We start from the raw sequence: 11075 nt of genomic DNA on the forward strand, positions 1-11075 counted from the left end.
GGGCAGTGGCGAGCGGGACGAGGGCCTGTCGCCGAAGGAGTGCCGGGCGCCTTGGCGGCCGAGCGGTGCTCCCCCGCGCGCCGGGCTGCCTCCGGCTGGCACCGAATGAGTTCCTGCTCGGAGTTCCGGTCTCGGAAATCACTGAGGCCCTGTCAGTCGCGCCCGCTTCTCCCGCAACCATCGCAGCGCAACGATGGCGTACAGCCCAACTGTGGCGTCCTTGTCCCGCCAGTGACACGGGGGTGTCGCCTCATGTCATGCCTTCAGGGCCTCCCGCCAGGAGTTTCTGCCAAGCAGTCCTGACGATTGTGGCCGGGTGGGCGGCAGGCGTCCCAGGCGAAGGGTTGTTTCCGAAGGTCAACGCCCATTGGATGAGGCAGGCTTTCTACAACATTCATATACAATTCGGAGTATTCGCCGATTCATGAGGGTGCTGGAGACGCTCACAGCCCAGCCCACCGGCCCGGCGGGCAGCTCTTGCACCTCGCGACCGTAGCGGCGCGTCGGACTGGCGGGCGGTGCGAGGCGAAAGTCCAGAACGGAGTCGGGAGCTCCAGAACTACGAGGTGACCCACATGCATCCACCCGACGGGCCCACCGAGAAGCAGATACCCGTCATGGTCCGCGCACCGGACCCGATCTCCCTGGCGGGCGTGACCAGCCAGCTCGGACAGCATCGGGGAGTGAGGCTCGTAGAGGGCGGAGGGGAGCGCTCTGCCGCGGTGGCCGTCATTGTCGCCGAGACGATGGACGACTCCACGATCCCGCAGCTGCGCCGCCTCGTCCGGATCGACGGGGCGCGGGTTGTGCTGGTGGCAGGCCAGCTCCGGGAGGCCGAGCTGCTCGCTGTCATCGAGTGCGGCGTCGGGGCGATCCTGTGGCGGCGCCAGGCCACCTCCGACCGGCTGTACCAGGCCGTGCTGGCAGCCTCCCGGGGTGAGGGGGACCTGCCCTCGGATCTGCTCGCCCGGCTGCTCAATCAGGTCGGGCAGCTGCAGCGCAGCGCCGACGACCGGCGCGGCACGCTGGCAGGGCTGGCCCCGCGCGAGGTGGACGTCATCGGGCTCATCGCCGAAGGGCTGGACACCGCGGAGATCGCAGGCAAGCTCTCGTACTCCGAACGCACGGTCAAGAACGTGCTGCACGGGATGACCACCCGGCTCCACCTGCGCAACCGCGCCCATGCCGTCGCCTATGCGCTACGGGAGGGCCACATCTGACAGGACCGATGGTGTGCTGCGTGGCGTCTTGGAGGCGGATCCGGGTACGGACCGGCAGGTGAGTCCAGCCCGCGACGACATTCGAGGTCAGCCGCCGGGCCGCTCCTGCGCGTTCGAACTCCTCGATGTTGCACAGGACTTCTTCGAAGAAGACCCGCAGCGTGAGGCGGGCGACCGTTGCGCCGAGGCAGTAGTGGTGGCCGAGCCCGAAGGCGATATGGCGGTTGTCGACCGCGTGATGGCGAAGCGGTACGGGTCGGCGAACACCTCCTCGTCCCGGTTTGCCGCGTCGCCCCATCCGCCACCGCTTCCCTGTGCCGTTCAGAAACGCGTCGCTGACACGTGTGCCATGCTTGAGTGAGGTAGAGCATCCCCCACGGGGCGGCCCGGCTCAAAAAGCGGATCAAGCCAAGCCGGGGATTCAGCCCTGACAGGCCACGGCCAGACCGAGGGATACAGCACGGTCAACGGCCCCATCGCGCCCGCGCCATCCCAGCACAAACGCCACACTTTGCATGTGCATATGATTCCCTGACAGTACGGCGAGCCCCCATTGACTCGCGACCACTCAGCACTTCCGCTGTGACAACGCGTGGCTGTCGTGGCAGCCCGCCGCGGGGACCGGCAGCCGGAGGGCAGGGAGCTGACGGTTCCGCTTGCGGGGCATCTCTACGGCGTGAGAGTGCGTACAGACGGTCAGGCGCAGGAGGACGCGAGGACGGCCGTGGCACGTGGCGTACGGGGCGGTTCAGCGCTTCTTTCGCGCTGCTTTCAAAAGGTTTGCTCTGGCTGGGTCTTCTTGCGGTTGTCCTGGATATGTCCTGCCGGGATCGAGGGCGGGGGTATCGATCTGCTTGACGGCCCCGGCGCGTAGTCCTCGTCCGGTGCGGTCGGTGGCACGGATGATCAGTGGTGTGGCCTTGGGGGCGGGCCAGCACACCAGATGGTAGTGCTCGGCGGAGTTTTCTTGTACGGCGTCGTGGGCGATGTCGCGGCCCCGCGCATGGGCGCGGAGCCGGTACCAGCCCGGCCCAGCCTGGCTGAGGAGGGGAAGCTGGTCGGGCGGGCCGTCGTAGAGGGTGTCGACGCGCAGTTCGCCGTGGGGGGCGTGCACGCTGGCTTCGACGATCTCTTCCCATTCGATGACGTCACCGGTCTCGGGCAGGCCAGCGGTTGCGGTGGCGCGTACTTTCACCTGCCCGGTGTGTATGCCGCAGGGGACCATCGCGCCGATGTCCATGGTCGCGATCAGGCCGTTGGAGAAGTCGAGGGTTTCCGGGGCGGTCTCTCCCCGGTCCGAGAGGCAGAAGGATCCGTCGTCGACCCGGACCGGAATCCACGGATGAGACAAGGCGCCTCCCTGGCGAGAGTCATGGGCACGGGGCGGGCACCGGGAAGGGTACCCGCCCCCTGGGTTGTCAGCTCGGTGTCCCTTTAGTCGACTTAGTCGCCCACGAGGACGCGGAAGGGGGTCACCGCCCAGTACCGCTCGCACTTGTAGAACTGCGATTGCAAGTCGCCTTGGGCATTGTTGTGGCCTTCGGCGATCATGCAGACGCTGACACCGGTGGGGCCGGTCTGCTGCGGCAGGTGGAACGTGCAGCCGTCGAAGATCCGCCGTCGGCCTCCTACAAGGGCTGGGGCGACGCACTCCCGCCCTGCCTGGCTCGGTTCACGACATTCGCACCCCCTGCACCCACGGCATCATCGATGCCCTGGCCGAAGCGGACATCCGCTGCTGGGCCGACAAGGGCTACCAAGGCGCCGGCGGCACGGTACGCGTGCGCCCTACCGCGGCCGCTGGGAGCGGCTGTCCGCAGGTCAACGGGCTGGCAACGTCTCGCACGCCCGCATCCGCGCGCTCGGTGAACAGGCCATGACCACCCTCGGACCTGGCGACTCCTGCGCAAACTGCGATGCAGCACCACCCACATCACCGGCCTCGTCCAGGCAGTCCTCACCTTCCATCTCAACACCTCAAACTGGGGGGGTGGAAAAGGGCTCAACGATGTTCGACCTGGCCGACCGGCTGGAGTTCACCACGCCGAGTGAGGACGACTTGGGGCTGGTTGAAGTTGACTTGCCCGCGGACCGGAAGGGGGCAGTCAGGGACGGCGAGAGGCAAGCCTGCGTTGCTGGTCACGACACGCAGATGCAGAACTCGTTGCCCTCCGGGTCCTGCCAGACCTGCCAGAGGTCCTCATGCACCTCCCCGACCGCTGTGGCTCCCAGCTCGGCGGCGCGGGCGACGGCTTTGGCGAAGTCATCGGCGACTAGATCGAAATGGATCCGGTTCTTCACGGTCTTGGGCTCGGGGACCAGTTGGAGGGCGAGGCCTGGGCCAAAGCTGATCCAGTCGTCCTCACGGCGGGTGATCTCCAGTTCGAGCAGCCCGCTCCAGAACCGGGCGAGGAGGTCGAGGTCTGTGGTGTCGATAACGACGCCGTTAAGGCGAATACCCATGCTGTCCTCTCGTCGTGACCGCTGGCCTTGGCCGGACGTGCAGGGTATCGATCGCCGGGTAAACCAGCAGCCGAAGTCCCGGCCCTTAGGTTGATCTTGATCGCGATCCGTAGATCAGGAGCGTCGCCTATGCCTGAGCACCGGCACGATCACACCCGCACGTACGCCACCGCAGACGCAACCAGGTGGGAAAAAGGCTCGCTTCTGGACTTCGCCGCCGAAGACAGCGGCGCCGAGAGGCTGGCCGAGCAGATGGCCGCCAACCTCGCCCCGAGGAGAGGGAGGTACGTCGACTTCAACACGGCGACGAGGCGTTCGTCGTCTTCGCAGGGAAGATCTTCCGCTACCCACGCGGGCAAGCCGAAGGCCGCCGGGACGCACGGCGAAAACGCCTGCAGGAAGGCGATCGTTCTCGCCGACGGCAGCTACCAGGGCACAGGGACACTCATGCCGCACCGCGGTCAGGCCCGGCAGGACCGGCTCCCGGACTGGAAGGAGCAGCACAACATCTCCCACCGCCGGGTCGGGGCCCGGGTAGAGCACGTCTTCGCCGCAGGAAGAACTGGAAGATCCTGCGGGACTGCCGGCTGAAGGGCGACGGGGTCTTCTGGGCCGCGAGCGGCATCGCCCACATCCACAACCTCGCCCTCTCTCAAGCTGAACACGGCGTTACGAGATCAATTCAAACTTGGGCACCTGGAGTGCTGTTCGGAGGGGGTGCAGAGCGCGCGGTCATCTGAGCTGCGAGCCAGTCCAAATCCTTGTACAGGAGCGGTTCTCCGAAGCGCTCCCGCTGCTCGTCGATCCACGGCCGATAGTTTCGCTGCACTGCGGCTACAGTGCCGCCACGTGCCTGATCGATGATCTCTGGATCGAAGGCGTCGGCCTGTGCAGCAACGGCAAGGTAGTTGAAGATCGCCAGATACTCGGTGATGAGCCTGATGGCCTCCACCTCTCCCGCTAGGCCCCGGTTGATCAGTGCCGTCACTCCGGCAGTGTCACGGTCATCGGGTATTCCCCTCTCTCGGAGGTCTCCCCGCCTATCCATGGTGGCGCTGAGGTACTCCAAGGTGGCCTGAGTGCGCCGTCGGTCGTGGTCAAACCGGGTGGCTTGGGCAAGCATTCGTAGCTGCCATGCCAGGGCGCCGAAGGCAACAACGCTCACAACGAACGAACCCGACGAGACCAGGAGAGACCAACGTTCATACGACGTCACAGACGATCATCCTACGAGAGCAGCCGTCGGTCCAGGGCTGTTTCGGATGAAGGCTCTCGTGGCGTCAATGAGGAGAGACACGGTCCCCTTTGACCCGCACCGCCTGGCAGCACTGGAGATGGGAAGATCTGGGCGGCGTAGGTGGGTGAGACAGCGGTGATGATGGTGCGCTAGCGGCCGTCGTCCGAGCTGCCGTTCGCGGTGCATGGTGTGCCTGCGCCGCCACGGCCATGTCGTCATCGGCGACGTCGCGCTGCGCTGCGCTGCTGCAAGCACAAGGCGCGCTGGACGTGCGACGAGCGCGATGTCCGCCGCACCGGACGGGCATTCGCGAGTTCCTCCTGAACCTCAGCGAGGGCGTGGAGGTGCAGCTGCCTGCGTACCGCGACAAGGGGGAACGCGATCCGGCGGACTGGGGGACGTGCCGACTGGCGGGCGCCAGCTGGTGTCGTGGATGTTCGACGAGGCCCGCCCAAGGTCCCATGGCCTACGGCAGGCCGCCGAGAACGGACGGGTATCCCGGCTGTCCGTCCGTGCGGGCGGCCCGGGACCTGCCTGGTACGCCGCCACCGCACCGAGCCTGGTGCAACGCAAGCCGTTGAGCAGCGGTGTGACTCTTCTTGGCGCTTTGAGTTAGGTATGGGACGTGCCTGTTCAAGCGGGGTCACATCGAGAGGAAAACTGATGCACAGGTCTGCATACGAGCAGATGGAACTCTGCGTGAAGGAGTACATGCCGTTGAACCGGCGACACCTGGTCGTAGATTTGGGATCGCGTGTCTCCGACAGGCAGAGTGTCACGCACAAAGACATGCTGGGTCAGCACGACATTGACTATGTGGGCGTGGATGTGCTCGATGGGCCAAATGTGGATGCGGTTATGACCAAGCCGTACCGTATTCCGGTGAAATCCAACAGTGTTGATTTTTTGCTCTCGGGCCAAGCCTTCGAACACATTCCGTTCTTCTGGGCAACGATGATGGAGATCGCGCGCGTTCTCAAGCCCACGGGAATGGCATTCGTCACGGCGCCGTCGCGCGGTCACGTGCACGATGCGCAGGACTGCTGGCGCTACTACCCAGACGGGTTCCGGGCCATGGCCGCGTACTCAGGCCTCGATCTGCGCGAGGCCTACACGGATTTCCCGCCCATGAAGGGAATTAGGCATGACTATGCGGCCATTGATGCCAAACATGCCTACTGGGGCGACTCGGTCGGGGTGTTCCAGAAGCCCCGCCACTACCGGCGACTGCCGATTTTCTTCGTACGGGAACTGACTGTCTGGTGGGCCAACCGCGTTGGAGGTGTCAAAGGCACACCTCTACTCAAGCCAGTCGAGGGACGCGCACTGTGCGGCCGCCCTGCGGACATCTCGTAGGTGCGCGACCGAGTCGATTCGTTCGAGCCGAGGACTGGTCCCTGGCCGTGATGGTGAGGACGGGATGACCGGGGCTTGACGGGTGACGGCATGATCTGCGGCAGACATAAGCCTGATCAGATCACCGGACCGCGGACATACCGGCCCTAGTTCTCGTGATTCTGCGGGACGCCCCCTGCCGCTCCGCGCCTCGCCGGATCCGGCGAGGCCGCGAGCACTCTCCTGCTGGTCAGGGGGTGAGATCCAGTACGCGGACCGGCTCGCCTGCCCACCGGCCCGGTGCGGTGGTGGCGATGATCGCTCCGTCGGGACGGTCCGGGGTGGGCTGCGCCACGTACTGGCTGTGCGCCGCGGCCCAGGTCTCCTGCCGCGCCACAGCCAGGGCGGCAGCCAGGTCCAGATCCAGGACGGTGATACCGGGCAGGGAGACCAGGTGCTCGGCCGTGCCAGGCCGAGCGCGATCTGCTTCGACTAACGCGCACGCCGGGGCATACAGGAACCAACCCGACTCGGCATGGGCGCGGTGGATCAGGCGGGAAGCGAGGACGTTGCCCTGGCCGGCCGCAGCCATCGCGGTGTCGTCCAGGACGATGTGCATGGCGTCGCTCACCGGCCGGTCACCCGAGCCAGGCGCCGGTCCAGCTCACCGTCCAGATCCTGCTCCTCGGCAGCGGTCGGCGCGTAGCCGTTCCATTCCTTCAACGCGGCCAGGGCTCGCTCGGCCCGCTCGGCCCGCTCAGCCGGAGTCAGCAGCGTCTCAGCAAGACGAGCGAGATACGCGCGCAGCGACAAACCCTCAGCAGCAGCTATGGCGGCCAGCCGCTCCTTGGCTTCCTCAGGGATACGGACGTTGGCGTCGGACATCGTCGTGCTCCTTCCCACCCCCCAAGGATACGGGTACGTACCCGTACCCTCGTCATCGCCTTACCTGTTTCCGTCACGACCCTGTTGTGTGGCCGACTCCAGTGCAATGCTGAGGCAGCGGTGATCCTCCAGCCCCCGGGCAGAGGCCCCCACCCCTGGGCGGGGCCGCGCCGTCCCTCCCGGCCTCCCCACGGGAGGGCCGACGGCTGTGCAGACTCCCGCGCCGTCTACACGTTCCCCTCACCCTGGCCGCCTCAGCCCGCTCCACCCGGCGCAGCAACAGCCGACGGGGCTACGCGGCCGTGACCAGGGCCATGGCTGGGCTGGTCCGGCCAGGTAGCCATCCGTGCTTACGCAGTACGGGGCGCGTCTGCTGCATCACTGCGAGCAGTACACCCGTGACCGGCCGGAAGGCTGACCGGGCATGGCCTGGGCGCACACCGGGCGGTGCCCTGGCGGGATGCCGGGCGCCAGCTGCTCCAGCAGCCGGCGGCTGTCGATGTCTTTCCAGGTCGAGTCGCCGGTCCGGCCCGCAGGCAGCAGGTCGCCTCCGTTGTCGTCGCCCTTGCCGTCGCCGACCTTCCACAGGAGGGTGTCGCCGGTGTCATCGGCGTAGGCGACAGTGGCGGGCTCGTGCCCTAACGCAAGCACCCCGGGCCCCTGCGACCCCGGTCATTCCCTACGCACCCGCATCCGCACCCTGCGCCCCCTGCTGTCCTGTTCATGACCTGATCAGCCCACGCAGAGGGGCGCACCCGCCGTCGAAGGACTACCCCGCCTCAGCCCTCCGCTACCAGCAGCCACCACTGGAACACATCCCCCCGCTTGGACGTGCTGCTGCGCATCTTCCACCAGACGTTCGCCGGCTGCGGGGTGCGCCGGAACCTCGCCGGAGCGGAAGTGCTGCCGTGCTGGCCGGCCGACGCGGTCGTCGCGCTTCAGCACGCCATCGAAACGCAGGAGACCTCGATGGCCTGCGCTAACCCCGTTCTGGCTGTCGTCGATTTTCCGGGCGTCGGCCGGGCGGTCCGCGACGGAACGCGATCGGGATGATGTGTCGGTGTAGAGGCGATCGTGCTCAAGGCTGCGTGCCCTGGCGTTGGTCACCGCTCACGCTCAGGGCAACCATCGGGGGCGTTGGCGCTCGACCAGAGAGGGACGCTTTCCTGCGCCGATGTCTGACGACAAGAAGCGCTGAGCTGGCGGCGGCCACGATTCCAGTGGCAATGACCCAGCCGCCGGCATCATCCTTGGGCAGAGCGCAGGAGAAGCTGCCGTTCTCCGCTACCTGGACGGGGGCCGTGTCGTTGCTCCGCTCGGTGTCCTTGACACGCGTGTCGCGCGGTGAAGAGCCGGTCGAGGCAGAGACGGCCACGCAGCCGGAACGTGTGTCGTCGCTTGTCATGCGCAACGTGAATTCGTAGGAGACCTCTTCGCCGACCTCGCTGAACTGGCTGCAGGTATAGCTGCGGCCATGGTCCTTCGTCCGGCAGACCTGGTCGGACATCTCCTCCTCGGCTTCGGGGTCGTAAGGTGCCTGGGCCACCTCGGTGCCGGGCGGGACGATGAAGACGGTCCGGATCTCGCCCGTCTCGGCCGGGCCGTTGTTGCGGTAGCCGATGCGGAGGCGGCGACTGCTGCCGACCTCGCCGCGCAGCGTTGCGCCGAACGCCTCGATATCGGCGGTGTTGCGTACCGGCACGTCCACCTCTGTCCGCCCCGGGTCCGTGGTGAACGTCGCCCCCTTGCCGCCGGCCGGGTCCCGGGTGAGGGACAGGGACGCCCCACGCCCCGGCGTGGTGAGCCACGTCTCGGCCGAGCCCACGCAGCACGCGATCTCCCTGGTGCCGTAGGCCCACGCCCCGTAGGCCACGCGTTCGGTCAGCGCGTCACGGTTCGGCTTCACCCGCAGTGCGGGGGTCACCCGCATCGTCTCACCGGGAGCTATGACGGCATCGGGCAGTAGGCATCGGGTGGTGCTGGCGTCCTTGGAGTAGCGGCAGTTGCTGTGCCGGGCGGCCGCGGACAGATGTGCGTCTCCCTCTCCCTCGTTTTCGCCGTTGGCTTCGTCGTCGATGACCAGTCCGACGCCACGGGCGGGAACATCGCCAATGTTGCGAATGACGATGGGCACGCTGAAAGTTTCGCCGACAGCCATCTTCTTGAGATCGGGGCTTTTGTTGACCCGCAGTTCGGGCCGGCCTGCGATCACCGTCAGGCTTCCCCGGACGGCGGGCAGGCCCTCCGGCTTGAGGGTGTAGCGCAGGATGCCGGAGTCCCCGGCCCGGGCCCCGGCTGCGGGGCGGAACTGCAACTCCTGCTCGTTCGTGGCTTCGGAGTCGGGGTGCAACGGCATTGAGCAGGCGAAGGACGGCATCCTCGGCTTGCAGCCGTCGGCCCCCGCTTTGATGACCGCGACGCCGTCGATCCCCGACGCGTCCACGGTGAGCTCGGCATCCCGTGACGGCCCGTCGTATGCGTACTCCAGGCCAAGCGGATCGGAGGTATACGGCTCCTGCGGATGCAGAGGCACGTAGAAATGATTCTGTGTGATGTCGCGAGGGCCGCTCTCCGCGGCCGTGGCATGCCCCACACCCGTGAGCGCCGCCAAGGCCAGGACGGCGGCCCCCACCCACCGGACGACGACTGGGCGCTGACGCTCCCGTATGCCAACCATCGAGGCAGTATGCCGCACGCCCCTTTTGGCAGGATGCCTGAGGCTCTGCCCAGCACGGCACCCGCTCCTGAAGAGAGTCACAGGCCATCGCCCCGGCCACCGGCCCGAGAACCGCGTCTCAGCCATCGAGCGGACACCGACAACGGAGGCGGCGTACCAGGTCGCGCCGTCTTACGGGGAGCACCAGCTGCCGCTGGTTACGGCACAGGAAGAGTCGGTGACGACGTTCGAGCCGTCGCGCTTGAGGACGGTCCCACGGGGGCTCAGGGCTACCGCGAGCTGCAGGAGGGACAGAGAGTGGAGTTCGACATCACCCAGGGCCCCAAGGGGCCCCAAGCGGAGAACCTTTACCCCGTCACGTAGCCGAGGCTGCAGATCGAGGGCGGTGAAACCTTCTGGTGGAGGCCGTTCGGGTGGCCACGTCTGTCGGCGGGTTAGACGGGCGGTGTTCCGAGGGAACCTCGGCGAAGCCGCGCGTCCCATCCCGGGCGGCAGCGGAACTGGCTGAGGGAGAAGGCATGGACCACGGCGGGGATGTCATCGCAGAGCTCACCACCGATCACCGAGAGGTGGAGGACCTGTTCGCACAGTGCAGGGCGGCACCAACCGGTGACCCTGCCCGCAGGCAGCTGATGGACCGGGTAACCATGGAACTGGTGCGGCACTCCGTCGCCGAGGAGGAACACCTCTACCCGGCGGTCCGTGAGCACCTCGAGAACGGCGATGCCCTGGCCGACAAAGAGATCGCCGACCACGCAAAGGTGGAAGAGATCCTGAAAGACCTTGAGGGCCGGGCGCCGGACGATGCCTCCTTTGACCAGCTGGTGATGCAGCTCGAGAGTGAGGTGGGCGAGCACGTGCGCGACGAAGAGCAGCGACTCTTCCCCCTCCTGCGGCAGGCCTGCTCCACCGATCAGCTCATGCAACTGGGCCAGCTGGTGCGCCGGGCGAAGGAGACAGCACCCACACGCCCGCACCCAAGCGCCCCCGACAAGCCGCCACTGAACAAGCTGCTGGCCCCAGGGGCCGGGCTGGTCGACCGGATCCGAGACGCCATCACCGGCCGCGGCAAAGCCTGACCGACCGAGGGCGCGACTTCTTCTTCGCCATGCTCGCCGTGACGGCCATCCTGCCCGGGGCAGGATCCCTGATCTCGCATGTCCGTCAAAGCGGATCAAGCCCAGTGCCGGACTCACCGCAGGGCGAGGTAAGTGTTTGGGGTATCCGTTTCGTCGCCGGGTCGGCCGCCTTCGAGCAG

12 protein-coding genes and 3 pseudogenes are annotated in these 11075 nt (G+C 67.0%); 8 read left to right on the forward strand and 7 right to left on the reverse strand.

Annotated elements, in window-relative coordinates; all coding sequences use genetic code 11:
* The first annotated feature begins 518 nt into the window (after positions 1-518).
* Positions 519-1220, forward strand: coding sequence for a helix-turn-helix transcriptional regulator (locus ACTWQE_RS01160; protein ID WP_443326867.1), 702 nt, complete (start codon positions 519-521; stop codon positions 1218-1220).
* Between the two features lie 13 nt (positions 1221-1233).
* On the forward strand, positions 1234-1581 hold the full coding sequence (locus ACTWQE_RS01165) for a hypothetical protein (RefSeq protein WP_443326868.1): 348 nt from the start codon (positions 1234-1236) through the stop codon (positions 1579-1581).
* Positions 1582-1968: 387 nt separating this feature from the next.
* On the opposite strand, the gene ACTWQE_RS01170 is transcribed toward ACTWQE_RS01165, so the two are convergent.
* On the reverse strand, positions 1969-2571 hold the full coding sequence (locus ACTWQE_RS01170) for a hypothetical protein (protein ID WP_443326869.1): 603 nt from the start codon (positions 2569-2571) through the stop codon (positions 1969-1971).
* Positions 2572-2869: 298 nt separating this feature from the next.
* On the opposite strand from ACTWQE_RS01170, the pseudogene ACTWQE_RS01175 reads away from it, so the two are divergent.
* Positions 2870-3203: pseudogene (locus ACTWQE_RS01175) on the forward strand (transposase family protein); the annotation flags it as partial.
* 156 nt (positions 3204-3359) lie between these two features.
* Here ACTWQE_RS01175 and ACTWQE_RS01180 read toward each other — a convergent pair.
* Positions 3360-3683, reverse strand: a complete 324-nt coding sequence (locus ACTWQE_RS01180) for a VOC family protein (RefSeq protein ID WP_443326870.1) — start codon at positions 3681-3683, stop codon at positions 3360-3362.
* Positions 3684-4091: 408 nt separating this feature from the next.
* Here ACTWQE_RS01180 and ACTWQE_RS01185 point away from each other — a divergent pair.
* Positions 4092-4336: pseudogene (locus ACTWQE_RS01185) on the forward strand (transposase); the annotation flags it as partial.
* A gap of 29 nt (positions 4337-4365) precedes the next feature.
* Here ACTWQE_RS01185 and ACTWQE_RS01190 read toward each other — a convergent pair.
* Positions 4366-4899, reverse strand: coding sequence for a DUF4760 domain-containing protein (locus tag ACTWQE_RS01190; RefSeq protein WP_443326871.1), 534 nt, complete (start codon positions 4897-4899; stop codon positions 4366-4368).
* Between the two features lie 684 nt (positions 4900-5583).
* Here ACTWQE_RS01190 and ACTWQE_RS01195 point away from each other — a divergent pair.
* Positions 5584-6276 (forward strand): methyltransferase domain-containing protein, encoded by a 693-nt coding sequence (locus tag ACTWQE_RS01195; RefSeq protein ID WP_443326872.1) that lies wholly within the window; start codon positions 5584-5586, stop codon positions 6274-6276.
* A 229-nt stretch (positions 6277-6505) separates the two neighbouring features.
* Here the strand turns inward: ACTWQE_RS01195 and ACTWQE_RS01200 are convergent, their stop codons facing one another.
* The 3 genes from ACTWQE_RS01200 to ACTWQE_RS01210 form a co-directional block, all read right to left on the reverse strand.
* Positions 6506-6874: a hypothetical protein gene (locus tag ACTWQE_RS01200; protein ID WP_443326992.1), complete on the reverse strand. Its 369-nt coding sequence runs from the start codon at positions 6872-6874 to the stop codon at positions 6506-6508.
* Positions 6875-6882: 8 nt separating this feature from the next.
* The gene (locus tag ACTWQE_RS01205; RefSeq protein WP_443326873.1) at positions 6883-7140 is read right to left on the reverse strand and encodes a hypothetical protein; all 258 of its coding nucleotides are present in this window, start codon (positions 7138-7140) and stop codon (positions 6883-6885) included.
* A gap of 378 nt (positions 7141-7518) precedes the next feature.
* Positions 7519-7791: a hypothetical protein gene (locus ACTWQE_RS01210; protein WP_443326874.1), complete on the reverse strand. Its 273-nt coding sequence runs from the start codon at positions 7789-7791 to the stop codon at positions 7519-7521.
* A 174-nt stretch (positions 7792-7965) separates the two neighbouring features.
* On the opposite strand from ACTWQE_RS01210, the gene ACTWQE_RS01215 reads away from it, so the two are divergent.
* Complete coding sequence (locus ACTWQE_RS01215) at positions 7966-8193, forward strand: hypothetical protein (RefSeq protein ID WP_443326875.1); 228 nt, start codon at positions 7966-7968, stop codon at positions 8191-8193.
* 25 nt (positions 8194-8218) lie between these two features.
* Here ACTWQE_RS01215 and ACTWQE_RS01220 read toward each other — a convergent pair whose 3' ends face one another.
* On the reverse strand, positions 8219-9517 hold the full coding sequence (locus ACTWQE_RS01220; protein WP_443326876.1) for a hypothetical protein: 1299 nt from the start codon (positions 9515-9517) through the stop codon (positions 8219-8221).
* Between the two features lie 567 nt (positions 9518-10084).
* On the opposite strand from ACTWQE_RS01220, the pseudogene ACTWQE_RS01225 reads away from it, so the two are divergent.
* Positions 10085-10180: pseudogene (locus ACTWQE_RS01225) on the forward strand (cold shock domain-containing protein); the annotation flags it as partial.
* Positions 10181-10335: 155 nt separating this feature from the next.
* On the forward strand, positions 10336-10896 hold the full coding sequence (locus tag ACTWQE_RS01230) for a hemerythrin domain-containing protein (protein WP_443326877.1): 561 nt from the start codon (positions 10336-10338) through the stop codon (positions 10894-10896).
* Positions 10897-11075 lie beyond the last annotated feature (179 nt).

This window comes from Streptomyces sp. 8N706 (genome assembly GCF_052245415.1).
Classification (GTDB): domain Bacteria; phylum Actinomycetota; class Actinomycetes; order Streptomycetales; family Streptomycetaceae; genus Streptomyces.

Coding starts and splice junctions, on each gene's coding strand:
- ACTWQE_RS01180 (WP_443326870.1), bottom strand. CDS start 3,683: ATGGGTATTCGCCTTAACGGCGTCGTTATCGACACCACAGACCTCGAC.
- ACTWQE_RS01195 (WP_443326872.1), top strand. CDS start 5,584: ATGCACAGGTCTGCATACGAGCAGATGGAACTCTGCGTGAAGGAGTAC.
- ACTWQE_RS01200 (WP_443326992.1), bottom strand. CDS start 6,874: ATGCACATCGTCCTGGACGACACCGCGATGGCTGCGGCCGGCCAGGGC.
- ACTWQE_RS01205 (WP_443326873.1), bottom strand. CDS start 7,140: ATGTCCGACGCCAACGTCCGTATCCCTGAGGAAGCCAAGGAGCGGCTG.
- ACTWQE_RS01220 (WP_443326876.1), bottom strand. CDS start 9,517: ATGCCGTCCTTCGCCTGCTCAATGCCGTTGCACCCCGACTCCGAAGCC.
- ACTWQE_RS01230 (WP_443326877.1), top strand. CDS start 10,336: ATGGACCACGGCGGGGATGTCATCGCAGAGCTCACCACCGATCACCGA.